This window comes from Gordonia sp. L191, assembly GCF_030077625.1.
Taxonomy (GTDB): domain Bacteria; phylum Actinomycetota; class Actinomycetes; order Mycobacteriales; family Mycobacteriaceae; genus Gordonia; species Gordonia polyisoprenivorans_A.
On record NZ_CP125996.1, the window covers coordinates 5,820,070 to 5,844,009 of the forward strand.

The following is a 23,940-nucleotide window of genomic DNA, read 5'->3' on the forward strand; positions in this document are numbered from 1 at the left end:
TCGAGGTTCCTCGCCCCAGGGGGCTCGTCACACCTCGACCATCGGACCAAAGTCCGCCCGGCTCGATCGTGGACCTAACCCACCACGATCCCCGCGACGAGGTTGATCGTCGTCGCCAGGATGACTGCTCCGAAGACGTAGGACAGCAGGCAGTGTCGTAGGGCTACCGACCGGATCTCGCGGTCGGAGACCGAGGTGTCCGATACCTGATAGGTCATTCCGAGGTTGTAGCTGAAGTAGAAGAAGTCGCGAAAGGCCGGCGGGTCGTCGGAGTTGAAGTCGATCCCGCCGGCTTTTCCCTTGGCGTAGTAGAGAAATGCGTATCGGGTTGCGTACATCAGGTGCAGACTCGCCCAGGACAGAAACACCCCCAGTAGGGCGATCGCCGCGGGTATCCAGTGGGCGTGCGAGCCGCCGTCGATGAGTAGTCCGACGATTCCGCCGAGCGCCGAGAGTGCCGCGACCACCACGATCACCTCGTCGACGATGGGACGGAAGTCCTCCCGTCCCACGTGCGCTCGGGTGTCGGCGGCGTCCATGGGCCACAACGCCACCCAGCCGAGAAGGACGAAAACCCCGGCGGTCGTCGCGATTCCGGCGAGGACGCCATGCCCGGCATCCCGGGCGAGTAGGCCGACCCCGACCCCGAGGGCGGCGCCGCACACCACCGACACCAGGACCCGGGGCGCAGCTGTGTTCGGAACGAAGCGCATCACCCCACCATCAGTAGCACCACTGCGTCTGCGCCACTGGCACAACCCGCGACGCCTTCGATGTCACCCGCAACCCGTCCGGTCACGTCGGGTTCGGGATGGGCATTCATCGCGGCACCTCGCCGACCCCACCCACCTGACCATCCCGCCCGGACCACCGGGCACCCTGTAGCCATGTCCACCTGGGAGCTCGTCGCCGTCCTCGTCGCGGGAGTGGGGGCGGGTGCCATCAACGCGCTGGTCGGCAGCGGCACGTTGATCACCTTCCCCACACTCGTGTCCTTCGGGGTGCCACCGGTGACGGCCACGATCTCCAACGCGATCGGTCTGGTCGCCGGCGGGGTGTCGGGAACCTGGGGCTACCGCCGCGAACTGCAGGGACAGTGGCCTCGGCTGCGCTGGCAGATACCCGGCTCCTTCCTCGGCGCATTGCTGGGGTGCTTCCTGCTCCTACATCTGCCGGAGACGGTGTTCGAGAAGGTCGTGCCGGTCCTGCTGGTCGGGGCGCTGATCCTGGTCGTCGCAGGACCACGCATCCAGCGATGGTCGCTGAGTCGATCAGGGATCGTCGGGCATGCCGGAGCCGTCACCGAGGCGTTTCCGCTGAGCCCCACCAGGATCGCAGCAATGACCGCGGCGACCTTCGTGGTCGGCATCTACGGCGGGTACTTCACCGCCGCGCAGGGCATCCTGCTGATCGGGGCGCTCGGCGTGATCGCCCCCGACGACCTCCAGCGCCTCAACGCCGCCAAGAACCTGCTCTCGCTGATCGTGAATGTGGTTGCGGCGGTGACCTACACGATCGTGGCCTTCGACCGCATCGATTGGACCGCGGCCGGGTTGATCGCCGTCGGGTCGCTGGTCGGTGGGGTCCTCGGCGCCCGATACGGGCGTCGGCTCCCGCCGACGGCGTTACGGATCCTCATCGTCGTGGTCGGGCTGATCGGGCTGTGGCGGCTGCTGGCCTGAGCCTGTTCTGCAGCAGTCTGTTCCACATCAGTTCTGTTCCGCTGCGCCGCGATCCGGCGTAGCGTCATTCTTCGATTGTGTTCGACGAGACGAAGGTGAGTGACGACGATGTCCGCAGTGATCGTGGTGGCAACGATTTCCCCGCAACCCGGTAAGGAAGAGGAGGTCCGTGCGGCCATCCTCACCGCCATCGACAAGGTGCACCAGGAGCCGGGCTGCGAGCTGTACGCGCTGCACCAGTCGGCCACCGGCAACGAGTTCGTGATGATCGAGAAGTGGGAATCCGCCGAGGCGCTCCAGGTCCACGGCGGCGCCCCCGCGCTGACCGAGCTCGGAGGCGCGATCGGCGGATTGCTGGCCGGGCCGCTCGACGTCAAGACCTTCACCGCTGTGCCCGCGGGTGATGCGGACAAGGGCGCCCTCTGACCAGGTCCCGCTGACCGCGCCGACAGCGCTCAGTATCCCGCCGACAGCGCCCGTCAGAGCGCTCTCGACGCCCAGCTGGGCGCTGTCGGCGTTGTGACGGGCGCTGTCGGCGGGTTTCGGACGCTCAGTCGCGGGCTGGGACCCGGTCCTCGGCCGCTTCATCGATCACTGCCTCGGTCTGCATGATCTCGGTTTGCACGGCGGCGAATTCCGACGAGCCGGCCTCAGCGTCACGCGCCACGCGTGCGCGCAACCCCAGCACCGAGTGTCGACGACCGTAGAGGGCGTAGACCACGATCCCGACGAGCATCCACACCACGAAACGAATCCAGGTCTCGACGGACAGATTGATCATCAGCCAACCGCAGGCCACGATCGCGACGATCGGCACGAACGGGCTGCCGGGCACCCGGAATCCGCGTTTGAGATCGGGGCGGGTCTTGCGCAGGACGAGGACGCCGGCGCACACCAGGACGAAGGCGAACAGGGTACCGATGTTGACCATCTGCTCCAGGGTCTCGATGGGGAACACCGCGGCGATCACGGCGACGACGACACCCACGATCATGATGATACGCACCGGGTTCCCGGATTTGTTGGTGGTGCCCCACGACCGCGGGATCAAGCCGTCGCGCGACATCGCGAACAGGACTCGGGTCTGCCCGAGCATCATCACCATGACAACGGTCGTCAGACCGGCGAGCGCACCGACGTTGATGGCGGTCTCGGCCCACGTCACCCCATGTGCCTCGAAAGCCGTTGCCAGGGTCGCACTTCCGTCGCTGACCAGCGGGCTGCCGGTGCGCAGTTGCTGATAGTTCACCATGCCGGTCAGCACGATGGTGACCGCCACGTACAGCACGGTGACGATCGCCAGAGAGCCGAGAATGCCACGGGGAATGGACTTCTGCGGGTTCTTGGTCTCCTCGGCGGTGGTCGCTACGACGTCGAATCCGATGAACGCGAAGAACAGCAGGCTCGCCGCCGCCAGCAGGCGTACCACCCGTAGTTGCTGCCGTCGGATCCGCTCAGCATGGCGAACAACGTCTGGTGCAGACCTGACGCCCCGCTCGTGTTTGGTTCGGCGGCAGGCACATACGGACGGTAGTTGTCGGTGTCGATGAAGAAGGCGCCGACGATGATCACCAGCAGCACGACAGCCACCTTGATGGCGGTGATGATGGTGGACACGCGCGAGGACAGTTTCACGCCGAAGGTGAGGGTCAAGGTGATCGCCGCGATGATCAGCACCGCGCCCCAGTCGGCCTTGAACCCGCCGATCGCGATGGTGGTCGACGTGCCGATGAAGTCGGCGAGGTAGAGCGACCACCCCTTGGCCACCACCGAACTGGCCAAGGCGAATTCGAGGATCAGGTCCCAGCCGATCATCCACGCGATGAACTCGCCGAAGGTGGCGTAGGAGAACGTGTAGGCGCTGCCGGCGACGGGCACCGTGGACGCGAACTCCGCATAGCACAGGGCGGCCAGCCCGCAGGCGACCGCGGCGAGGATGAAGGCCAACGAGACCGATGGTCCAGCCAGGTCGCCCGCGGTGCGGGCGGTGAGCGTGAAGATGCCTGCGCCGATGACCACGGCGACGCCGAAGGCGGTCAGGTCACGTGTCGTCAGATCCTTGCGCAACTTGCTGCGCGGTTCATCGGTCTCGGCGATCGATTGCTCGACGGATTTTGTCCGCCATATCCCGGTTCCGGGCATGGGTGTCTCCTCACAGCGGGTTCGCTAGGCGCAGAGCGCATCTGGCTACCGACCCCCAGGGGTGGGCTGTCGGGGCGGGGCGCGCGGGGTCACCGCGTGCACTGTCGCCCGGTCTCGTCGGACAGTCGGAAGCCGGTAGTGCCGTTCATGCAAGCAGTGTGACGTGGGACACGTCGAGAAGAATCGTCGAATCCGCTCGTGAACGCAAAAGATTCAACGAATCCGGGTGATCAGTTCATGTTCTTTGCGCTCACCGATGCCAGGAGCCGAGCACGATCATGGTCTTCGTGCCGGTGGCCTTGCCGCCGCGGCGCAGGTGATTGATCACCTGCTGGAGGTGGCTGTGGTCGCGTGCGCGCACCTTGACGAGCATGTCGGGATCGCCCGCGATCGTGTAGACGGCCTCGACCTCCGGGATGCGCGTCATCTCGGCCATCATCTCGTCGGGCTGCGACGTCCCGACATAGCGGACCTCGGTGAACGCCTCGACGGGTCGGCCCAGCGCCGCGTGGTCGATGGTGGCGGTGAATCCGGTGATGACATTCTGGGCCCGTAGCCGGTCGACGCGACGTTTGGTCGCGGCCACCGACAGATTCACCCGTGACGACAGATCGGAGAAGGTGGCGCGGCCGTCGTCGGACAGCAGTGCCAGCAGCTGAAGATCCACATCGTCGAGCTCGACCATACGCAACAATTTATCGCAGCTGCGGCATAGCTGACAAAGATTTGCGTTGTGAGCGGTAGTTTGCGCCAAGTCCTTGTGGGCCCGTTGTCTGGCTCACTACCGTCCTGCGCCATGACCACAGCATCTTCGGCAGACATCCTCGACGACTTCTCCAACCGCGACTTCGAGCAGATCGTGCTCTGCCGCGATCCCGAAGCCGGCCTCGAATCGGTTATCGCCGTGCATGATACGACCCTCGGCCCATCGCTCGGCGGTGTGCGTATGCGCGCCTACCCCACACAAGCCGACGCGATCGCCGACGCGATGAACCTCGCGCAGGCGATGACCTACAAGGCGGCACTGGCCGGGTTGCCGCTCGGTGGCGGCAAAAGCGTGATCAACGTCGATCCCCGCGTGGCCAACCGTGACGAAATCCTGGTAGCCCACGCGAAATACATTGCCGCCCTGGGTGGCCGCTACATCCCCGGCGTGGACATGGGCACCTCGGTGCGTGATCTCGAACTGATCGGACGCCACGTCGAGGTGGTGTCCAGTCAGCGCGGCGACCCGTCGTATTTCACCGCTCGCGGAGTGGTCCGCAGCATCGAGGTGGCATTGGAGGCATCCGGCCGGTCGGTCGACGGGGCGCGTGTCGCCATCCAGGGTCTGGGCAATGTCGGTCTGCACGCCGCACGCATGCTGGCCGGTGCCGGGGCCCAGGTGTTCGGCGCCGACATCGATCCGCAGCGTGTACGCGGCGCCATGGACGAGATCGGCATCACCGCAGTCGATCTCGACGAGATCCTGCTCTCCGACGTCGACGTCGTCGCACCGTGCGCCGGTGGCGGGGTGATCGACGAGCGGGTGATCGCCGGGATGCGCGCCTCGATCCTGGTGGGAGCCGCCAACAACATGCTCGCCCATTCGGCGCTCGCACGGGACCTGCGCGACCGGGGAATCGTCCACGTCCCCGACTTCGTCGCCAACGCGGGCGGGCTGCTCGCCGTCGAGGCCGAGATCCACGATGGGGAGCAAGGACTGGAAGGCCGGGTCGACGCGATCGCCGACACCGCCCGCGACATCCTTTCTCGCGCAGCATCGACCGATACCGACAGTGTGAGCGTCGCCCTCGCGATGGCCATCGAGATCGTCGAGGGCAAGCGGAAGTACCGGCCGTACTTCGCCGCCGCGCGGTAGTCGCCACCTTCCGATGGTGGCCGTGGCTACCTTCCGATGGCCGAGGTGCACCGAGTCAATTTCGGTGGCCGACGTGCACGTCCGGCCGTGAGTCTGGTTATGTCGATGTCAGAGGTGCAAGCCATGTGACCTCGGAAAGGACTCGCCATGACTCCCGCGCATGATGTCGAAGCAGCACAGATCTCCGTCGACACGGGGCCGCTGACGATCGTCGGCGACCGGTGGGGCGCTCGGGGTGAGTCGGCTCCGATCGTCATGCTCCATGGTGGTGGTCAGACCAGGCATTCGTGGGATCGGAGCGCGAAAGCGCTGGCTGAGCAGGGGCGCGAGGTGTACACCTTCGATTCCCGGGGGCATGGTGACAGTTCTTGGGCGCCCGATGGCAACTATGCGCTCGACGGCTTTGTCGACGATCTTGTCGCGATACTCGCCACCCTGCCGGCCAAGCCGGTGCTGATCGGCGCGTCGCTGGGCGGGATCACCAGCCTGTGCGTCGCCGGCGAGCATCCCGACCTCGCCTCGGCACTGGTGATGGTGGATGTGGTCGTCGACGTCGAACCCGAGGGGATCGACCGGATCAAGACGTTCATGACCGACCACATCGACGGCTTTGCGTCGTTGGAGGAGGTCGCCGACGCGATCGCCGCATACAACCCGACGCGTCGACGCCCCAAGAATCTCGACGGGCTGCGCAAGAACGTCCGGCTGCGTGAGGACGGCCGCTGGTACTGGCATTGGGACCCGGCGTTCATTGCCTCCGATGACGATGAGCCGCGCCGGCACACCGATCCTGCTCGACTCACCGCGGCGGCACGCCAGGTCACGATCCCCACGTTGATCGTGCGCGGCGGAAAGTCGGACGTGGTCAGCGATTCCGGAATCGAGTCCATGAAAGCCCTTGTCCCGCAGGCGGAGATCGCCGACGTCAGTGCGGCCGGACACATGGTCGCCGGTGACGACAATCAGGTGTTCGCCGGGGCGATCGAGGAGTTCTTGGTGCGGCATCAGCTCTGAGAGACTGCACACCGTCCCCTACTCGGCGGTCGGAATCAGTGATTCGATCTCTCCCGCAAGCCGATTCATTGCCTGCTCCAGCGCCGCGGTGTCGGATCCGAGGTTGCTCTGCTCGAAGCCGACGAGCAGATAGACGGCCCAGTGCGCGAACAGATCACCGGCGTCGCGGTCGCCGGTGATCTCGGCGACCGCGGATGCCACCGCATCGAAACGTTGTCGGTCCACGTCTGCCTGTACTCCGCGGACGGCGGTATCGAGGCGACTCCACGTCCGAATGGCGGCTTCGGCGCCATGGGGGAGTGACACCCCGATCTCGATGATGTGTCGCAGCCGAGCCCACGGATCGGGTTCGCTGTCCAAGCCGGCGATCAACCGCACCGTCCGATCCTCCCGCCAGTACTCGATGAGGCCGGTCGTATAGGCCGACCATTTCGGAAAGTAGTGATAGAACGACCCGGAGGTGACGCCGGATCTCCGGCATACCTCTGCGAGCTTCAGGCCGCCGAAGCCCAGGTCGGAGAGGATCGCGAGCCCCGTCTCGTAGTACGCGTCGGGGGAGTGATTTGTCGACACCGCGGCTCCTCGTGTGTTCGGCCCGAGATCGGGGCTTGTCCATAAGTGAACTTATGCTATGGTCTTTGTGACTCAGCTCATAGTCAAGCCCTGAAGATTTCCGCAGCGCAGGGACGGTCTGTGGACTGTTTTGAATCGAAGTTATATTTTAATCAGGAGGACAGAGTCATGGCGTTCGCAGACGCGGCAGAGGTCAGGAAGTACATCGGCGGGATCTTTGAGACCGCATTCGACGATGCGGAGATCGGGCCGAAGCTCGTCGACAGCGGGCTGGTGTTCGCCTTCGACTTCACCGCACCGGAGGCGGTGGTGGTCGTCGACGCGGTGAACAAGAAGGTCTATGACGGTTTTGAGGGAAGCCCTGAGCCACACGCCACCATGGCGATGCCCGCCGACACGGGGAACGCCTACTGGCAGGGCAAGGTGAATCTCCCGCTGGCCATGGCCAAGAAGAAGATCTCGGTCAGTGGCAACGTCGCGAGTCTGCTCAAGCTGGCTCCGCTCGGCAAGAAGCTGTTTCCGGTCTACATCGACAACCTCACGACCGACGGCCGCAAAGACCTTCTGGTCTGAGAGCGCCCACCCGAGGTCATCGGTGGCGAAACGGTCGAGTTGCAACAAGGAGGAATCTGAATGTATCCCGGCACTCATGCTGCGGTGAATCCCGACAAGCCGGCGATCATCATGGCGGGTAGTGGACACACCGTCACCTACGGCGAGCTGGAACAACGGTCGGCGGCACTCGCGGCAGCACTGCGCGACAATGGACTTGCCAAGGGCGACGTCATCGCCGTGCTCTCGGAGAACACCGCCGAGGTACTGGAGCTTTACTGGGCAGCGATCAGGTCAGGGCTCTATATCACCGCGGTGAATCGGCACCTCGCACCCGGCGAGGTTGCCTACATCATCAGCGACAGTGGTGCGAAAGTGCTGTTCGCATCGGCGAGGCTGGGTGAACTGGCGACCAAGGCGGTGGCCGAGGTCGGCGAGACGGATCTGGCGACGTTCGCCTTCGGTGGGCAGATCGACGGTTTCGGACGGTACGACGACCTGCTCGTCGCCGACGTGAACCCGTTGGTCGATCAGCCCAGAGGCTCGGAGATGCTGTATTCGTCCGGAACGACCGGCCGACCCAAGGGGATCAAGCCCACCTTGCTTCCCATCCAGGTTGACCAACCCGGCGACCCGATCACCGGCCTCGTTCAACACGTCTTCAAGGTCACCGACGCCGACGTGTACCTCTCGCCGGCCCCGATGTATCACGCTGCCCCCCTGAAGTGGTGCGGAGCGGTGCATGCGCTGGGTGGAACCGTGGTGGTGATGGAGAAGTTCGATGCGGAAAAGGCGTTGGCGGCCATCGAGAAGTACCGGGTCACCATCACCCAGATGGTGCCGACGATGTTCGTTCGGATGCTACAACTACCGGCGAGAACGCGTGATGCCTATGACATCTCGAGTATGCGGGTCGCCGTCCACGCCGCTGCACCGTGTCCGCCCGAGGTGAAGCAGTCGATGATCGACTGGTGGGGTCCCATCCTGGTCGAGTACTACAGCGCCACAGAGCAACACGGCACCACGATCATCACCACTCAGGAGTGGCTGACCAAGCGGGGTTCGGTGGGCAAGTCGGCGCTCGGCCCGGTGCACATCTGCGACGACGGCGGCAACGAGCTGGCGACCGGAGAAGTCGGCCAGGTGTATTTCGAACGGGAGACGCGGCCGTTCACGTATCACAATGATCCCGAGAAGACCAGAGATGCGCAGCATCCGGAACACGAGAACTGGACCACCGTCGGCGATCTCGGATATGTCGACGAGGACGGATATCTGTTCCTGACCGATCGCAAGGCGTTCATGATCATCTCCGGCGGCGTGAACATCTACCCGCAGGAGATCGAGAATGTCCTGACCCTGCACCCGAAGGTCTTCGACGTCGCAGTGATCGGCGTGCCCGACGCCGAGATGGGCCAACAGGTCAAGGCGGTGGTCGCACTGCGCGACGGTGAAGTTCCTTCCGACGATCTCGCCGCCGAGATCATCGAGTACACGCGAGAACGGATCGCACATTTCAAGGCTCCCCGATCGGTCGATTTCGTCGACGAGCTGCCGCGAACCGCCACCGGAAAATTGATCAAGCGGGATATCGAAAAGAACTACCTCGTGGAAAGTGGTGCGTGACATGACCAGTACTCTGCACAGCCCGGCTCGGCCCTATGACGAACTGAGTATCTCGGGTCTCGACTTCTGGGCGCAGACCGCCGAGGAACGAGAGAAGACGTTCGCCCTCTTGCGGGCGCAGCGCCCGATCAGTTGGCACGCACCGCTCGAGGGGGCCATCATGCCCCCGGAGAACGACGGCGTCTGGGTGGTTACTTCCCACGAACTCATCTCCGAGGTGAGCAAGCATCCGGAATTGTATTGTTCTGGACAGGGTTTCCAGTTCGAGGAGATACCCGACGACGTGCTGTCGGCTGCGGGTTCGTTCCTGGGTATGGACGACCCGCGGCATGCGGCTCTGCGCAAGCTGGTCAGCTCGGCGTTCACGCCCAAACAGGTCAAGAAGATTCACGAGCAGATCAAGAACCAGTCGCGAATCATCGTGGACCAGTTGATCGAGAAGGGCGAGGGCGACTTCGTCGACGTCGTGTCCAAGCGTCTACCCATGTGGACCATCTACGAAATGATGGGTCTGGAAGACCTCGACAAGCGTGAAGAGGCCGCTCATCATGCCGATGGCATGGTGTCGTGGGCCGACGAGGACGTCGCCGCCGGACGGGAACCGGGAGAGGTTCTCAACGAATCCCTGGTCGGGCTGCTGTCGATGGGATTCGAATTCGCCGAAGAGCGCCGCACGCATCCGAAGGCCGACCTCATGACCGGGCTCGTGCAGGCCGAGGTCGACGGCGAAGCACTCACCGACGAGGAGATCGCCTCGTTCTTCGTGCTGTTGTCGGTGGCAGGCAACGACACCACACGCAACACGATCAGCCTCACCACCAAGGCCTTCCAGGACTTCCCCGATCAACGTACGTACTTGCTCGACGATTTTGCGGGACGCATCAAGCCGGCGGTCGAGGAGTTCGTGCGGTGGGCTTCGCCGGTGATGACCTTCCGTCGCACGGCCACTGAAGACACGGTGCTCGGCGGTCAGGAGATCAAGGCGGGCGAGTGGGTGGCGATGGTGTACTCCTCCGGCAACCGTGACGAAGCGGTATTCGAGAACCCAAACCGGTTCGACATCAAGCGCTGGCCCAACCCGCACGTCGGGTTCGGTGGCGGAGGACCACATTTCTGCATGGGCAGCTTCGTCGCGAAGATGCAGTTGACCGAGCTCTTCGATCAACTGCTGCACCGTGCGCCCACCTTGCGCGTCGGCGAGCCGGAGTACCTCACCGGCAACTTCGTCCGCGCGGTCAAGTCCATGCCCTACACCCTCTGACAGGAGTTCCTCTCATGACCGATCTCTCCAACAAACGAATCGTGGTCACCGGAGCGGCATCCGGAATCGGTGCCGCCACCGCCGAGCGACTTCTGGGTGCCGGCGCCGAAGTGCACAGTCTCGATCGCAACACTCCGACGGTCGCGGTCACCAGCCACACCGAGGTGGATCTCGCCAATCCCAACAGCATCGATGCCGCTCTGGAAAAGCTGGACGGCTCCTTCGACGGTCTGTTGAACATCGCCGGTATCCCGGGAACCGCCCCGTCGGATCTGGTTCTGGCCGTGAACTCGCTCGCTGTTCGCCACCTGAGTGAGGCCTTCTTCGAACGCCTCAACCCCGGTGGATCGGTGACCATCGTGAGCTCCACCGCCGGCTTCGGCTGGGCCGATCGTCTCGAGCAGATCCGAGATCTGCTGGCCACCGACACCTTCGAGGACGGCGTCGCCTGGTTCAAGGAACACCCCCAGCAGGGCAACACCTACAACTTCTCGAAGGAGGTCACGACCGTCTACACCATGTCGATGGGATTGGCCTTCGCGGAGATGGGATTCCGCATCAATGCCGTGCTTCCCGGCCCCGTGGAGACACCGATCCTCGTCGACTTCGAGGAGTCGATGGGCAAGGACACCCTCGACGGCTTGCGAAACCTGTTGGGACGACACGCAGAACCGGGTGACATCGCCGACGTACTGGTGTTCCTGGCGTCAGACGATGCCCGATGGATCAACGGGCAGGCGATCGCCGTCGACGGCGGTGTGACAGGTGCCGTGCTCTCCGGCGTGGTTCCGGCGCCCGAGATCTGAGACGCGACATGGCCACTCCTCTCACCGCCCGACAGTCCACCGCATCCCCGGTTGCCGAACAGGTCGACGCCTTGCGTTCGACGTTCGCGTCCGGCACCACACGTCCCTATGCTTGGCGTATCCGGCAGCTCGAAAGCATCGAGCGGTTGCTCGCCGAACGTGAGTCCGACATCGCCGCAGCGCTGGCCGCCGACCTCGGACGCAGCGCCGAGGAGGCATGGCTCGGCGACATCGCCTCCACGGCCGGAGAGGCGTCCTACGCACGCAAGCACCTCAAGAAGTGGATGAGGAAGCGGCGAGTGCGCTTGCCGCTCAACCAGTTGCCGGGGCGCGGATGGGTGCAGTACGAACCACTAGGCGTCGTTCTGGTGATCGGCCCGTGGAACTACCCGGTGTATCTCACCCTAGGTCCCTTGATCGCGGCAGTCGCGGCAGGCAACTGCGCGGTGCTCAAGCCGTCGGAGCTGGCGCCGGCGACATCGGCTTTGCTGGCTTCGCTGGTTCCCCTGTACCTCGACCCGTCCGCGGTGAGTGTCATCGAGGGTGACGCCGCGGTCACCCAGGAGCTGCTCTCACTCGGCTTCGACCACGCCGTCTTCACCGGTGGTACCGAGATCGGCAAGAAGATCATGGCCGCGGCGGCGCCCACATTGACACCGGTAACCCTCGAACTCGGGGGGAAGAGTCCGGTGATCGTGGCCGAGGACGCCGATCTGGACGTCGCGGCACGACGCATCGCATGGGTGAAACTGCTCAACTCCGGGCAGACCTGTATCGCACCGGACTACGTTCTTGCGCATCGGTCGATCGCCGAGCAACTGATCGCGAGAATCACCGCAACGATTGCCGAATTCCGCTCGGACGCATCGGATGACACTCTGCCGATCGTCAACGAGCGACAGCATGCGCGTCTGACCGGCTATCTCTCGCAGACCAGCGGTCGGGTCCTCGGCGGTGCCGCTGACGAATCCCGACGCCGACTCCAACCCACGGTGGTCGTCGATCCCGATCCGCAAGAACCACTGATGACCGACGAGATCTTCGGACCGATCCTGCCCGTTCTGACCGTCGACTCCATCGATGCCGCAGTCGAATTCGTGAACGCCAGGCCCAAACCGCTGGCGATGTACGCGTTCACGTCGTCGAAGCGGACTGCGTCACACCTGACGGAGTCGATCTCCTCCGGCGGTGCGGTCATCAATCACATCGCCATGCACTGTCTGGTGCCGGCATTGCCGTTCGGTGGGGTCGGTGACTCGGGAATCGGTGACTATCACGGTAGTTGGGGATTCGAGCGACTGAGCCACCGCAAGGCGGTGCTCTCGAAGTCGGCCAAACCCGATCCGCGCCTGGTCTATCCGCCCTACTCGGCGCGTGACCTCAAGCTCATGCGCAAGCTGTTCTGATCCCAGCGCCGGCCGCTCAGACGCCGTCCACTCAGCCTGCGTCCAAGGAGGAATCAATGAAAGTACATCTCGACAGAACCAAATGCACCGGCCTAGGAATCTGTGAGTCGTTGGCACCCGAATTCTTCGAAATCGGTGATGACGGAACGCTGTTGATACTCAAGGAGGAGATCTCCGATGTCGAGCTACAGGAAGTCGAGGAAGCCGTGGCCGGCTGCCCCACCGAAGCCCTCCGGATTGACAAGGACTGAGAGATGCTGAGTCTTGATGGGCGCGTCGTCGCAATCACCGGGGCCGGCGGCGGCCTGGGCCGGGAATATGCGCTGACCGCGGCAGCGCAGGGTGCTCGCGTGGTGGTCAACGACCTCGGTGGCGCGCGGGACGGATCCGGCTCCGGCTCGTCGATGGCGGATACCGTGGTCGAGGAGATCCGCTCCCGCGGCGGGACGGCGGTTGCCAACTACGACAACATCGCGACCCATGAGGGTGGCCTCGCCTTGATCGGTACCGCTCTCGATTCCTTCGGCAGCATCGACGGCGTCGTCCACAACGCCGGCATTCTTCGCGACAGCAGCTTCGCGAAGATGACGGAGGAGAACTGGGATGCGGTACTCAAGGTGCACCTGTACGGCGGCTTTCACGTGATCAGTGCGGCGTGGCCGCACTTCCGGAGTCAGAAGCACGGCCGGATCGTGGTCGCGACGTCGACGAGCGGGCTGTACGGGAATTTCGGGCAGGCCAATTACGGAGCAGCCAAAGCCGGGCTGTTCGGTCTCGTCAACACCCTCTCGATCGAGGGTGCCAAGTCTGGCATCACCGCGAATGCCGTTGCACCGCTGGCCGCGACCCGCATGACGGCCGACGTCGCACCTGCCGAGGTGCTGGACAAGCTCCCGCCTGCGCACGTGGCGCCGGTGGTGGTGCACCTGCTCGGAGATGCGTGCACCGACTCCGGAGAGGTGTTCGTCGTCGGGGGAGGTCTGGTCCAACGAGTGGAACTCTTTGCGAACAAGGGAGTCACCTTCGCCGAACCCCCGACCGTCGACGAGGTCGCCGCGAGGTGGGACGAGATCACCGACATGAACGAAGCCGTCCCGGGAACCAATCCACTCGGGTGAGGTATGCCCGCCAATCGAAAAGGAAGATCAGTGACAACAGCAGTGAAGAACACGGCCGACGTCATCGTCGTCGGCGCCGGGCACAACGGCATGGTGTCCGCGGCATACCTGGCTCAAGCAGGACTCGACGTGCTCGTGGTGGAGGCCTCACCGACGATCGGTGGCATGACCTCGACCAACCCCTTCGAGCCGGAGGCTCCGGGATACACCATCAACGAGGCATCGATGCAGGCGTCGCTATTCCGTACGACGACCATCGACAAGGACCTCGGTCTCTCGTCGAAATTCGGCCTACGGCAGACCGTCATCGATCCCGCGCATGTCCAACTCAATTACGACGGAACATCATTGGCGTTGTGGCGTGATCCCCGCCGTACCGCCGATGAGTTGCGGTACTTTTCTCCGTCGGACGCCGAGGCGCTCATCGACCTCTATCGCGTGATCGACGCGGCCGTTGAGATCGGGCTGCCGTTGATGCAGACCAGCCCGGTGACGCCCGACATCAAGAAGGTGTTACAGGCGGCCAAGGGCATGGCGAAGAACCGCAAGGAACTCGCCGCGATCGGCCGATGGATGGCGTCCTCGCAGGTCGAGGCCATAGAGGACAGCTTCGAAAGCGACGCCATCCGGGCGCCGTTGACCATCGCCCTGCCGTTCATGCCGTTCGACGCCGATCTCTCGGGATGGTCACTGATCTACCTCGGGGTTCTCAGCAAATACGGGGTCTCGATGTTCCACGGCGGAACCGGCGCATTCCCGGCGGCACTGGCCAAGAGCGTGAAGTCCCACGGAGGCCGTATCCGCACCAGCGCGCCGGTCGAGCAGCTACTCGTGCACAACGGAAAGGTGACCGGGGTGCGACTCCGGGGTGGTGAAGAACTCCTGGCACGACGTGCCGTCCTCACCGCGTGCAGCCCGAAGACGACGCTGACCCGGTTGCTGCCCGACGGTGTCCTGCCCCGGGTGCTCAAGAACAAGGCCGAGAAGATCCCGACCCGCAGGCGCGGTATCGCCGACTACAAGCTCAATGTCGCTCTGAGCGGCAAGATCTCGATGGAGAAGCACGAGAAGTGGCGCGGTGACGGGATCGATCTCCGACTCGGATGCAACTCATTCAACACCTATCAGGAGAGCCTCGATGCGGCCAAGGCGTGCGTGCGGGGCGACGTACCGGACCACATTCCCGGGCTCGGTCACGCGACAACGGCTTTCGACAAGGGCTTCGCCCCGGATGGCTGTGACATCTTCTGGTTCTGGACCGGACTGACCCCTACGGACCCGCGGATCGGCTGGGATGAGGCGAAGAAGCAGATCACCGAACGCGTCATCAACGATGCGTCCCACTACTATCAGGGAATCGAATCGCTGGAGGTGGCGCGCCGAGATCTCGCGCTCCCCGATATCGAGGAGAGGTTCTGGGCGATCGACGGCAGTGTGTACCACGTCGATCCGGTGATCTCGCGATTCGGGCCGCTCAAGCCGGCAGACAAGTTCGCGGGGTATCGCACGCCGATTCCGGGGCTCTACCTCACGGGCGCAGGCACACACCCGGTGGCGGGAATCTCCGGTATGCCCGGCCAGAATGCCGCGCACACGATGCTCAAGGACTTCCGTAACGAAGACAACGGAAGCCTCGGTGACCGCGTGCGGTCGGCCGCGCTCCGCGAGAACACACTCGCTGCGCGTTATGAAAAGGCTTCTGTCGCAAGCCAGTAGGTAGACACGCAAGTGCCGAGACGGTGGTGTCCCCAGGTGGGCGCCGCCGTCTTGGTTTGTCCGCCAACGGGTCCGAGTGATGGTCGCGAAAGAGATGTTGTTGAACCGGGTTGACCATATGTGGACTTATGCTAAGGTCCCATGTGACCCGGGACACACAGGGGATCGATATCCACGAAATTTAATTGAAAGTCAATTAACCGGCCAGACGTCCACGAATGGCCGGCTCAGGGGAAGAGGTGAGGATGCAAGGCCTCAGCATGGGCGCGTCAGAAGCGGTGGCCCCGCCACCGGTGCTGACGGGTGCCGGTGACGTGGTGGCACGCGCCGGCAGAAGCATTGTCCGCTATGTCAAGACCGTACCGGCCAAGTCGTTGGCGACCATCGGCCGCGCGGCTCGGCTGGCGGTCGAAGTGGTGTGGTACGCGATCACCGGCGTGTTCCGTGCACGCATCCCGATGGTGGAAACACTCGAACAGGCGTGGTTCCTCCTCACCGTGACCGCCCTGCCCGCAGTACTCATCGCGCTGCCGTTCGGGACCGAGATCTCGATCCAGGTCGGCGCGGTGGTGAACCAGGTGGGCGCCAAGTCCCTGGCCGGTGCGGCCAGCGGAATCGGCGTGATCTCGCAGGGTGCTCCCATCGCCGCCGGACTCCTGATGGGCGGAGCTGCTGCCTCGGCAATCGCCGCCGACCTCGGCGCGCGTTCGATTCGGGAAGAGATCGACGCGATGCGGGTGATGGGCGTCGATCCGGTTCAGCGGCTTGTTCTTCCGCGCTTCCTAGCAATTCTCATCATCTCCCCGATTCTCTGCGTCATCATCGTCGCCTCGGCTGTGGCAGCGGGCTTCTCCCTGGCGATCACGATCAACGGGGTGATCCCGGGCAGCTTCTGGCAATCGTTCGGCGCCTTCGCGACACAGACCGACTTCTTCTTCGCGATCATCAAGACGATGCTCTTCGGGATGGAGGTCGTCATCATTGCCAGTCTCCGCGGGCTCGAGGCGAAAGGCGGGCCGCGCGGCGTCGCCGACGGTGTGAACGCCTCGGTGGTCCTGGGGTTCGTCGCGGTGTTCATCACCAACCTGATGACCACCCAGATCCAGTCCATGTTCTTTCCGAGTCAGGTCGGGTGAGGCGAGGTGACCGCTCCGAGTTCGTATTCGACTCAGCGCCTGCTCGCCCGCGGTGGACGCCTGCTGAGCACGAGCGTCTTCAACGTCGGTGAGGGAATCGGTCGGTGGACTCTGTTCACCGTACAGACGATCATCTCGATCCCGTTCACCCTCAAGCACTATCGCAAGCAAACCGTCCGCACCATGAACAGCATGGCCTGGGGACGCGGATCGATCATCGTCGACGGCGGGGTCATCTCCCTGCTCGTCGTCCTGGGTGTGGCCATCGGGATCGCCGTTGCCATCGAGGCCTACAACACCCTGAACCTCATCGGCTTCGGACCATTGACCGGCGTGATCGGCGCCTTCCTCAACATCCGCGAGATGGGCCCGATCATGACCGGTATCGGTTTTGCCGCCCAGGTGGGGTGCCGCATGACCGCCGAGATCGGGTCGATGCGTATTGCCGAGGAGATCGACGCCACCGAGACACTCGGCATCCGGTCGATCCCCTTCGTCGTCGGCACCCGTCTGATCGGCGGCATGCTCTGCGTGATCCCGGGATACCTGCTCAGCCTTGCCATCGGATTCCTCACCGCGGGAACGTTCGTCAAGGTGGTCCAGGGCGCGCCGGCTGGAACCTACGACCACTACTTCAGCCAGTTCCTCGATCCGGTCGAGGTGTTCTACTCACTGGTCAAGGCCGTGACGTTCTGTGCGGTGGTGACGATCATCCACTGCTACTACGGATTCTTCGCCTCCGGTGGACCGGAAGGGGTCGGGCGTGCGTCCGGGCGTGCGATCCGAGCCAGCCTGGTGTTGATCATCGTGATGAATCTGTTGATGACGATCGTGCTGTGGGGTCTTCATCCCGACCTGGTGTTCAAGGGGTGATGATCGATGGTCTCAGGATTTCTCATCGGCTCCGAGCAACATCGGAAGCACGTGCTTCGCAAGACGGGTCTGTTCGTGGTCATCGCCGTGGTGATTGTCGGGGTGATTTTCGGATACATCGTGCCTGCCCTGACCCCGCGTGACCACAGCCTCATGAGTGTCACGATCGATGTTCCTGCGGTGGGCCCGGGCGTCGAGGACGGCACCGAGGTCGTGCTCCGGGGCGCCCCGATCGGCAAGGTCACCGGGTTGCACGTGAACAGCGACGGAACATCGTCGATCACAGTGGATCTCGAGCGCTCGCTCGCACAGGGTATGGGCCAGGACTTCGTCGTTGACTTCCGGCCGAAGAATTACTTCGGCATCACGGGTATCAGTGTGGTGAATCCCGGTGACCCGGCCTCCGGTGAACTGACCGACGGCGACCATGTCACCCGACGCGATATCGGCGACTACACGATGTCGACGATGATCGAGCAGGGATCCGACGTCGCCAACGGAACCCTGATGCCCGACACCATGAATGCGATCAAGAGGGTATTGGTCTACACCGCTGCGTTCCAACCGCTGATCCACACGGGGGTCGTGTTCGCCGACGTGGTCGCCCGTACCCAGCAACAGACCCCGGCATATCTCCTCGACCGCTACAACGACATCGTCACTGCGCTACCACCTTTCGCCGACGGTGCCTTGTCAGCGATCGACAGCTTCTACAACAGTGCGCTGCGTCCGGCAGGCGACGAGGTACAGAACAACTTCACCATCACCCTCAAGGCCATCTCCGACAACTTCTTCTCGATGGTCGGTCGGCTGTTGAAGTCCAACCAGGGCAACCTCACCCCGCTGGTCGACACGATCACCTCGGCGGCGAGTGTGCTCCCGGCAGTGGGCGAGGGCGTGGTCACTCCGGTCACGGTCAGCGACCTGGTCTCCCGGCTCGACGGTGCCTTCACCCAGGGCGCAGACGGGCAGCAGGTGCTCAAGATCAAGCTCGCGTTGCAGAGCCTGCCCGCCATGGCCGGCCCGATCGCCGGCCTGCCGACAGGAGGGCGTTGAGCGATGAGACATCGACTGATGAGCGCCTCCCGAATCATCAAGCCGCTCTGGAAATTGGTTGCGGCGGCAGCGGTGGCACTGGTCCTGTTCGTCGTGATCATCAACGGGATCAAGAGTCCCGTCGACACACCGACGAGTGCGTACACCGCCGAGTTCACCGACGCCTCCGGCTTGCGCCCCAACGCCGATGTACGCATCCGGGGTGTCAAGGTGGGCAAGGTGACGGCGATCGACTTGTCACAGAACAGCGACAACGTCGCGGTGGCCACGGTGAGCTTCACCCTGGCCGCTGACCATCACCTGACCGACAAGTCCAAGGCCGCGGTCAAGTACGCCAACCTTTCCGGCGTGCGTTATCTCGACGTTTCCGGCGCCGACGACTCCGGCGCGCAGGTGCGAGACCTGGGGGTGGACAACACCATTCCCTCATTCGACATCACCGAGTTGTTCAACGGGTTGCAGCCGGTATTGCAGACCTTGAGTCCCCAGGAGATCAACGAATTCTCCAACAACGCGGTCACGTTGATGCAGGGTGATGGCAGTGGGTTGGGTCCGATGCTCGAGAGCATCAACACCTTGAGCCGCTACACGGCGGATCGCAGCAAGATCATCTCCACGCTCGTGACCAATATGTCGCGGATCTCGGAGACGCTCGGGGGAAAATCACCCCAGATCATCGAATTCCTCCACGACATCGAGCGGCCGGTGGATTCCACCTTGACGGTCCTCGACGAGTTCCGGAAGGCCAGTCTGTACGGACCGGCGTTCACCGGCACGGTGAACTCGATCTTGTCCGGGCTGGGAATAGAGCCGACCACCAACATCGACGGTGAACTGTCCAAGGCCTTTCCGACGGTGGACAGCTTGTGGAAGTCCCTACAGATGCTGCCCACGGTCTTCGAGGGCCTTCAGGTGCCCGCCTCGAGCCCGACCAACACCTGTTCGCACGGCGAGTTGCCGCTGCCTGCCCTCGGCAAGGTCCTGATCAACGGAAGTGGGGTGATCGTATGTCGCAGCTGAGGAGATTCCGCGAACGACTGGCCGAGAACGACCTGCTGGCAGGCTTGATCGCGGTGCTGGTGATCGCAGCGGTCGTGGCCGGTGTGGCGTACTACTACCTGTCGCCTCCCGGACGACAAGAGATCAGCTTCACGACCCGCGATGCGTCGTCGGTCGCCGGCGGCGAAGACGTCCGTGTTGCGGGAGTGTCGGTGGGCAAGGTCGAACGAGTCTCACTCGGCGACAAGAACGTCCAGGTCACCCTCGACGTCGACAGCAAGGTGCACATCGGAGACGCCACACGGGTCAAGGTGCAGTTGCTGACCGCAGTCGGAGGCTACTTCGTCAGTCTGATCCCCGGCGGAAAGGTGACCGACGACTCCAGCACCATCGCGGCCGATCGGGTCTCGGTGCCGTACACCATCGCCGACACCCTCCAGGAACTGCCACGCATCACCGACAACGTGAACGGAAAGCCGATCGATCAGTCCCTGCAACAGGTGGCGGACGGGCTGAGTCAGGCCAACCCGTCGATTCGCAACGCGATCGACGGACTTCAGACCTTGTCGACCGTCATGGACGATCAGAAGGTCCAGGTAAGGTCCATCCTGGACATGGCGAACGAATACCTGACGACCTTCGACAACAGTCGCGACTTCGTCTTCGAGCTCGTCCGGAAGGTGAATATCGCTCTGTCGCAGTACTACACCTATCGAGCCGGGTTCTCCCAGGCGTACAAAGGGCTTGGTGGCGTACTCGAACGTGTCGGCGTGCTGGCGCAGTTCTACCTCAATCACACCGATCAGGTGTATCCGGCGGTCGTGGCCGCCCGTGACACGCTGAGGCGCCTCAACGACACCACCTCCGGGTTCATCAATCAATTGGTACCGCTGCGTGATCAGTTGATGCGGCTGATCGGGCCTGCAAATGCGGCCGACCAGAATGCCGGGTTCGTCCTCGACGCCACATCGATGTGTCTACCGGTTCCGGGAAGGGCATGCTGATGAAGCGAAAAGTGTTGTGGTCATTGATCGTTCTGGTATGTGTCGCTCTGGTGGTCGTCGGTGGCGTGACGATCGGCCGCGGTGACGCCAAGAGCTCCACAGCTCAGTCGGGGTATTGTGCGATCCTCCCCGACACAATCGGACTCTATGCCGGGAATCTCGTGACGACGATGGGTTATCCCATCGGCAAGATCACCTCGATCACACCGTCGGACAGTGGGGTGCGCGTGGAATTCTCCCTCGACGGGTCCCATTCGGTCCCCGCGGACGCCAAGGCGGTCACCCGGTCGAAGTCGATCCTCGCCGATCGATCCCTCGAACTGATCGGGGACGGCAACGGACCCGCTCTGTCGCCGGGACAATGCATTTCGATCTCGAACGCCTATACGCCGAAGAGTATCTCGCAGATCACCGGTTCGGCGGCCGACCTGATCGACCAGATCGCACCGAACGGGAACACTCGAGCCGTCGAGGGATCGATCGATCAGATGTCCACTGCGGTCGCCGGCACCGGACCCGACGTCGCATCGTTGATGACGACGGCTGCGGCCGCCGTGCAGTCGCCGGAACGGATGATCTCCGATATCGGCTCCATCATCACCTCCACCGCACCACTCACCGGTGATGCGTTGGCGCGGTGGTCGGACGTCGCCTCCATCATCAACAAGTTGCCGGCGGCGACCGACACCGGTGCACGAGTGCTGTGGCCCGGCGCGGTCCACATGATCTACGGGATGACGCCGGTGCTGCAAGCCATCTATGACTTCGTCCCGAAGTACGGCCCAGAGTTCTTCGCACTTCTCGACTTCCTGCCCGGTCCGATCCACATCGCGGCAACCAGTGTCGGCAGCATCCAGAAGGCGTTGACCGCGCTGCCGGTCCTCGCCTCAACCGCGACACTCGTCTCCCGACGTGACCAGGGCGCCGGAGTGCAGGTGGCCGCGCCGTGGGTGCGAGTCCGCAGCGCGGACGCAAACCTGCTCTGCCGCAACCTCAACGCTCAACAGAAAGGCAGCTGCGTGGTCGACGACGGCCAGGCTCGTACCGCCCGCATCGGGGCACTCGATCTCCTCATGGGGGTGGCGCGATGATCGCGAATCCGCGCACGGCGCGAACTGTTGGTCGGATCACGTTACCGGCGGTGCTCGTGGTGTTCATGATGGTGGTGGCCGGGTGCTCGTTGAACCCGGGTGACATGGCGTCGGCGGTGCGGTCGGCCGGATCGGGAACGCCGATCACCGTCCAATTCGACAACGCACTGAACCTCCCAGAAGGAGCCGACGTCACACTGAACGGTTTGCGAGTCGGATCGGTGACCACCGTTGCACTCAAGGGTGATCACGTCGACGTGGGGGCGCGGGTGCAGAGCGACTCGCACGTCAGTGCCGACGCCACCGCGTCGATCCGCCAGAACACGGTCCTCGGCGATCCGTATCTCGCGATCGAATCCCAAGACAGCGGACAAACGCTCGCCGCCGGCGACGTGATCCCGTTGTCCCGCACGACATCACCGCCGCCGCTCGAGGACACGTTGGCCGTGCTCTCGAACTTCGTGAACGGCGGGAGCATCCAGAACATGCAGGACGTCATCCGCTCGGTCAACAGTGCACTGCCTCAACACGCCCAAACCCAGCGGGTCGCCGACATCGCTGCGCGAGACTTCCGGAGCCTGGCCACCGACACGGGGCGGATCGACACGATGCTGGACGGTCTCAACACCACGAGCGAGGCCGTGATCCCGCACCTCCCGCTGTTGACCGAGGAGCTTTCGGCGCCGGGGATGCACTATTGGAGCCAACTCTCGGCGCTCTTCTCCGGGATCGGCATCGTGCTTCCCAGTATCGGTAGCGTGTTCGCCGGCGGGTTCTGGCTGATGCCCTTGCTGACGTCGGTGGACGGATCGATCCACACCGTTCGCGATGGGATCGACGCTGTCGGCCAGAATGATCAGGCAATCCGTTCGTTCCTGTCCGACCATCTCTTCCCATTTCTGCAGAAACCCAGTCTGAACATCGTCTCGGCCACCTCGCCGCAGGGCGAGGAGATGATCGGCGACATGACGCGGCTGCTGCGCATGATGGGAGCGATCCGATGATCCGACGATTCACTGCAGCCGGCGCCCGAACCATGGCGTCGATAGTGGCGCTGCTCGCACTGGTGGCTGCCTCACTCATCTACCTGGGTTCGGTGGGTCTGAGCGTGACCGACAATTACGGCGTCCGTACCGCGTCGATGACCGTTCCGGAGACGAACGGTCTCGTCGTGGGATCGAGAGTGCTGTTCCGGGGGGTCGCGATCGGAAAGATCACCTCCGTACAGCCCTCGGTGTCGGGTGTCACAGTCGACTGGAATTACAAGGACCAGTACGAGATTCCGGTCAATTCCACCTATCGGGTGGATAACCTGTCGGCCCTGGGAGAGACGTACCTCGGTATCACTCCCAACGTCAGCAGCGGCCCGACTCTCGGCGATGGTGTGACGCTCACGGCGACGAAGGTCGAGGTACCGACGACCATCGATGAACTCTCCGCACGATTCACCCGTCTACTCGAGCAGGTGAACGCCAAGAAGGTGCGAGGCATCATCGGCGAGATCAACACCGGATTGGTTGCAGATCAGCAGGTACTGAACAACATCGCGAACGCCAGTGCACTGCTGGAGACGACGATCCTGACCACTCGCGGCTCACTCACCGACCTGCTCAACAGATTCCAGCCACTCCTGCAACGCGGGTCGGAGGTGAGCGATTCGATGGCGGCCTCGGGTGATCCGGTCGCACGGTTCGCCGATGGTCTCGCGCTGTTCCTCACCGAGGGCGGCAAGAAGGCCGGCAGCGGAAGTCCGGACGGGAAAGACGGTTTCATCGTCTCGACGCACTCGCCGGACTCATTGAACAACCAAGCAAAGCCGTTGCTGGAAAGCGTGCAGCGATTCCTCGACCGGAGCGGTCCGGACCTGAAAGTGCTCGGTGATGCGGCCTTCCCGGCAGTGAGTTCGGCGTCGGCGACCTTGCGGACCGCCGACCTGAGCAATCTCATGCGCACGGCGCTGGCGACTGCGGGAACCGGAGACGGCCTCGTGGTCCGGGTCGGTGGTCGGTGACATCCATCCCCGC

General features: G+C 63.7%; 23 protein-coding genes and 1 pseudogene. 20 read left to right on the forward strand and 4 right to left on the reverse strand.

Annotated elements, in window-relative coordinates; all coding sequences use genetic code 11:
- Positions 1 to 74: 74 nt before the first annotated feature.
- Positions 75 to 713 (reverse strand): DUF1345 domain-containing protein, encoded by a 639-nt coding sequence (locus QNM97_RS26280; RefSeq protein ID WP_283821000.1) that lies wholly within the window; start codon positions 711 to 713, stop codon positions 75 to 77.
- Between the two features lie 174 nt (positions 714 to 887).
- On the opposite strand from QNM97_RS26280, the gene QNM97_RS26285 reads away from it, so the two are divergent.
- Positions 888 to 1,682, forward strand: coding sequence for a sulfite exporter TauE/SafE family protein (locus QNM97_RS26285; protein WP_283821001.1), 795 nt, complete (start codon positions 888 to 890; stop codon positions 1,680 to 1,682).
- Between the two features lie 108 nt (positions 1,683 to 1,790).
- The gene (locus tag QNM97_RS26290; protein ID WP_283821002.1) at positions 1,791 to 2,108 is read left to right on the forward strand and encodes a putative quinol monooxygenase; all 318 of its coding nucleotides are present in this window, start codon (positions 1,791 to 1,793) and stop codon (positions 2,106 to 2,108) included.
- Between the two features lie 124 nt (positions 2,109 to 2,232).
- On the opposite strand, the pseudogene QNM97_RS26295 reads toward QNM97_RS26290, so the two are convergent.
- Together QNM97_RS26295 and QNM97_RS26300 are read right to left on the reverse strand one after the other, a co-directional pair.
- A pseudogene (locus tag QNM97_RS26295) lies at positions 2,233 to 3,824 on the reverse strand (APC family permease).
- Between the two features lie 250 nt (positions 3,825 to 4,074).
- Positions 4,075 to 4,509: an Lrp/AsnC family transcriptional regulator gene (locus QNM97_RS26300; RefSeq protein WP_020169830.1), complete on the reverse strand. Its 435-nt coding sequence runs from the start codon at positions 4,507 to 4,509 to the stop codon at positions 4,075 to 4,077.
- A gap of 111 nt (positions 4,510 to 4,620) precedes the next feature.
- On the opposite strand from QNM97_RS26300, the gene QNM97_RS26305 reads away from it, so the two are divergent.
- Both QNM97_RS26305 and QNM97_RS26310 read left to right on the forward strand, forming a co-directional pair.
- Complete coding sequence (locus QNM97_RS26305; RefSeq protein ID WP_283821003.1) at positions 4,621 to 5,685, forward strand: Glu/Leu/Phe/Val family dehydrogenase; 1,065 nt, start codon at positions 4,621 to 4,623, stop codon at positions 5,683 to 5,685.
- 147 nt (positions 5,686 to 5,832) lie between these two features.
- A complete protein-coding gene (locus QNM97_RS26310) occupies positions 5,833 to 6,699 on the forward strand; it encodes an alpha/beta fold hydrolase (RefSeq protein ID WP_283821004.1) in 867 nt (288 codons plus the stop codon).
- 18 nt (positions 6,700 to 6,717) lie between these two features.
- Here the strand turns inward: QNM97_RS26310 and QNM97_RS26315 are convergent, their stop codons facing one another.
- The gene (locus QNM97_RS26315; RefSeq protein ID WP_283821005.1) at positions 6,718 to 7,272 is read right to left on the reverse strand and encodes a TetR/AcrR family transcriptional regulator; all 555 of its coding nucleotides are present in this window, start codon (positions 7,270 to 7,272) and stop codon (positions 6,718 to 6,720) included.
- A 168-nt stretch (positions 7,273 to 7,440) separates the two neighbouring features.
- On the opposite strand from QNM97_RS26315, the gene QNM97_RS26320 reads away from it, so the two are divergent.
- The 16 genes from QNM97_RS26320 (at position 7,441) to QNM97_RS26395 (ending at position 23,927) form a co-directional block, all read left to right on the forward strand.
- Complete coding sequence (locus QNM97_RS26320) at positions 7,441 to 7,845, forward strand: SCP2 sterol-binding domain-containing protein (RefSeq protein WP_094601224.1); 405 nt, start codon at positions 7,441 to 7,443, stop codon at positions 7,843 to 7,845.
- A gap of 60 nt (positions 7,846 to 7,905) precedes the next feature.
- The gene (locus QNM97_RS26325) at positions 7,906 to 9,450 is read left to right on the forward strand and encodes an acyl-CoA synthetase (RefSeq protein WP_283821006.1); all 1,545 of its coding nucleotides are present in this window, start codon (positions 7,906 to 7,908) and stop codon (positions 9,448 to 9,450) included.
- 1 nt (position 9,451) lies between these two features.
- On the forward strand, positions 9,452 to 10,711 hold the full coding sequence (locus tag QNM97_RS26330) for a cytochrome P450 (protein ID WP_283821007.1): 1,260 nt from the start codon (positions 9,452 to 9,454) through the stop codon (positions 10,709 to 10,711).
- A gap of 14 nt (positions 10,712 to 10,725) precedes the next feature.
- Complete coding sequence (locus QNM97_RS26335; RefSeq protein WP_283821008.1) at positions 10,726 to 11,517, forward strand: coniferyl-alcohol dehydrogenase; 792 nt, start codon at positions 10,726 to 10,728, stop codon at positions 11,515 to 11,517.
- An 8-nt stretch (positions 11,518 to 11,525) separates the two neighbouring features.
- Positions 11,526 to 12,923 carry an aldehyde dehydrogenase family protein gene (locus QNM97_RS26340; protein WP_283821009.1) on the forward strand — a complete coding sequence of 466 codons (1,398 nt, stop codon included), beginning with the start codon at positions 11,526 to 11,528 and terminating at the stop codon, positions 12,921 to 12,923.
- 56 nt (positions 12,924 to 12,979) lie between these two features.
- Positions 12,980 to 13,174 carry a ferredoxin gene (locus tag QNM97_RS26345; protein ID WP_283821010.1) on the forward strand — a complete coding sequence of 65 codons (195 nt, stop codon included), beginning with the start codon at positions 12,980 to 12,982 and terminating at the stop codon, positions 13,172 to 13,174.
- A 3-nt stretch (positions 13,175 to 13,177) separates the two neighbouring features.
- The gene (locus QNM97_RS26350; RefSeq protein ID WP_094601219.1) at positions 13,178 to 14,041 is read left to right on the forward strand and encodes an SDR family oxidoreductase; all 864 of its coding nucleotides are present in this window, start codon (positions 13,178 to 13,180) and stop codon (positions 14,039 to 14,041) included.
- Between the two features lie 3 nt (positions 14,042 to 14,044).
- Positions 14,045 to 15,757, forward strand: a complete 1,713-nt coding sequence (locus tag QNM97_RS26355; protein ID WP_502874964.1) for a phytoene desaturase family protein — start codon at positions 14,045 to 14,047, stop codon at positions 15,755 to 15,757.
- 245 nt (positions 15,758 to 16,002) lie between these two features.
- Positions 16,003 to 16,893 (forward strand): MlaE family ABC transporter permease, encoded by an 891-nt coding sequence (locus QNM97_RS26360; RefSeq protein WP_283821011.1) that lies wholly within the window; start codon positions 16,003 to 16,005, stop codon positions 16,891 to 16,893.
- 6 nt (positions 16,894 to 16,899) lie between these two features.
- A complete protein-coding gene (locus tag QNM97_RS26365) occupies positions 16,900 to 17,766 on the forward strand; it encodes an ABC transporter permease (protein WP_496167919.1) in 867 nt (288 codons plus the stop codon).
- A 6-nt stretch (positions 17,767 to 17,772) separates the two neighbouring features.
- On the forward strand, positions 17,773 to 18,822 hold the full coding sequence (locus QNM97_RS26370; protein ID WP_283821012.1) for an MlaD family protein: 1,050 nt from the start codon (positions 17,773 to 17,775) through the stop codon (positions 18,820 to 18,822).
- An 18-nt stretch (positions 18,823 to 18,840) separates the two neighbouring features.
- On the forward strand, positions 18,841 to 19,842 hold the full coding sequence (locus tag QNM97_RS26375; RefSeq protein ID WP_165776312.1) for an MlaD family protein: 1,002 nt from the start codon (positions 18,841 to 18,843) through the stop codon (positions 19,840 to 19,842).
- A complete protein-coding gene (locus QNM97_RS26380) occupies positions 19,830 to 20,825 on the forward strand; it encodes an MlaD family protein (protein WP_283821013.1) in 996 nt (331 codons plus the stop codon). The genes QNM97_RS26375 and QNM97_RS26380 overlap by 13 nt, the downstream gene beginning before the upstream one ends.
- Positions 20,825 to 21,916, forward strand: a complete 1,092-nt coding sequence (locus QNM97_RS26385) for an MlaD family protein (RefSeq protein ID WP_283821014.1) — start codon at positions 20,825 to 20,827, stop codon at positions 21,914 to 21,916. The genes QNM97_RS26380 and QNM97_RS26385 overlap by 1 nt, the downstream gene beginning before the upstream one ends.
- Positions 21,913 to 22,920: an MlaD family protein gene (locus tag QNM97_RS26390; protein ID WP_283821015.1), complete on the forward strand. Its 1,008-nt coding sequence runs from the start codon at positions 21,913 to 21,915 to the stop codon at positions 22,918 to 22,920. Before QNM97_RS26385 ends, QNM97_RS26390 begins: the two co-directional genes overlap by 4 nt.
- Complete coding sequence (locus tag QNM97_RS26395) at positions 22,917 to 23,927, forward strand: MlaD family protein (RefSeq protein ID WP_283821016.1); 1,011 nt, start codon at positions 22,917 to 22,919, stop codon at positions 23,925 to 23,927. The genes QNM97_RS26390 and QNM97_RS26395 overlap by 4 nt, the downstream gene beginning before the upstream one ends.
- Positions 23,928 to 23,940 lie beyond the last annotated feature (13 nt).

Excerpts from the sequence above, each read along its gene's own strand:
- QNM97_RS26385 (WP_283821014.1), top strand. The coding sequence starts at position 20,825 with ATGAAGCGAAAAGTGTTGTGGTCATTGATCGTTCTGGTATGTGTCGCT.
- QNM97_RS26335 (WP_283821008.1), top strand. The coding sequence starts at position 10,726 with ATGACCGATCTCTCCAACAAACGAATCGTGGTCACCGGAGCGGCATCC.
- QNM97_RS26345 (WP_283821010.1), top strand. The coding sequence starts at position 12,980 with ATGAAAGTACATCTCGACAGAACCAAATGCACCGGCCTAGGAATCTGT.
- QNM97_RS26325 (WP_283821006.1), top strand. The coding sequence starts at position 7,906 with ATGTATCCCGGCACTCATGCTGCGGTGAATCCCGACAAGCCGGCGATC.
- QNM97_RS26285 (WP_283821001.1), top strand. The coding sequence starts at position 888 with ATGTCCACCTGGGAGCTCGTCGCCGTCCTCGTCGCGGGAGTGGGGGCG.
- QNM97_RS26350 (WP_094601219.1), top strand. The coding sequence starts at position 13,178 with ATGCTGAGTCTTGATGGGCGCGTCGTCGCAATCACCGGGGCCGGCGGC.
- QNM97_RS26340 (WP_283821009.1), top strand. The coding sequence starts at position 11,526 with ATGGCCACTCCTCTCACCGCCCGACAGTCCACCGCATCCCCGGTTGCC.
- QNM97_RS26355 (WP_502874964.1), top strand. The coding sequence starts at position 14,045 with ATGCCCGCCAATCGAAAAGGAAGATCAGTGACAACAGCAGTGAAGAAC.
- QNM97_RS26370 (WP_283821012.1), top strand. The coding sequence starts at position 17,773 with ATGGTCTCAGGATTTCTCATCGGCTCCGAGCAACATCGGAAGCACGTG.
- QNM97_RS26360 (WP_283821011.1), top strand. The coding sequence starts at position 16,003 with ATGCAAGGCCTCAGCATGGGCGCGTCAGAAGCGGTGGCCCCGCCACCG.
- QNM97_RS26310 (WP_283821004.1), top strand. The coding sequence starts at position 5,833 with ATGACTCCCGCGCATGATGTCGAAGCAGCACAGATCTCCGTCGACACG.
- QNM97_RS26395 (WP_283821016.1), top strand. The coding sequence starts at position 22,917 with ATGATCCGACGATTCACTGCAGCCGGCGCCCGAACCATGGCGTCGATA.
- QNM97_RS26320 (WP_094601224.1), top strand. The coding sequence starts at position 7,441 with ATGGCGTTCGCAGACGCGGCAGAGGTCAGGAAGTACATCGGCGGGATC.
- QNM97_RS26375 (WP_165776312.1), top strand. The coding sequence starts at position 18,841 with ATGAGCGCCTCCCGAATCATCAAGCCGCTCTGGAAATTGGTTGCGGCG.
- QNM97_RS26390 (WP_283821015.1), top strand. The coding sequence starts at position 21,913 with ATGATCGCGAATCCGCGCACGGCGCGAACTGTTGGTCGGATCACGTTA.
- QNM97_RS26280 (WP_283821000.1), bottom strand. The coding sequence starts at position 713 with ATGCGCTTCGTTCCGAACACAGCTGCGCCCCGGGTCCTGGTGTCGGTG.
- QNM97_RS26300 (WP_020169830.1), bottom strand. The coding sequence starts at position 4,509 with ATGGTCGAGCTCGACGATGTGGATCTTCAGCTGCTGGCACTGCTGTCC.
- QNM97_RS26290 (WP_283821002.1), top strand. The coding sequence starts at position 1,791 with ATGTCCGCAGTGATCGTGGTGGCAACGATTTCCCCGCAACCCGGTAAG.
- QNM97_RS26380 (WP_283821013.1), top strand. The coding sequence starts at position 19,830 with ATGTCGCAGCTGAGGAGATTCCGCGAACGACTGGCCGAGAACGACCTG.
- QNM97_RS26330 (WP_283821007.1), top strand. The coding sequence starts at position 9,452 with ATGACCAGTACTCTGCACAGCCCGGCTCGGCCCTATGACGAACTGAGT.
- QNM97_RS26305 (WP_283821003.1), top strand. The coding sequence starts at position 4,621 with ATGACCACAGCATCTTCGGCAGACATCCTCGACGACTTCTCCAACCGC.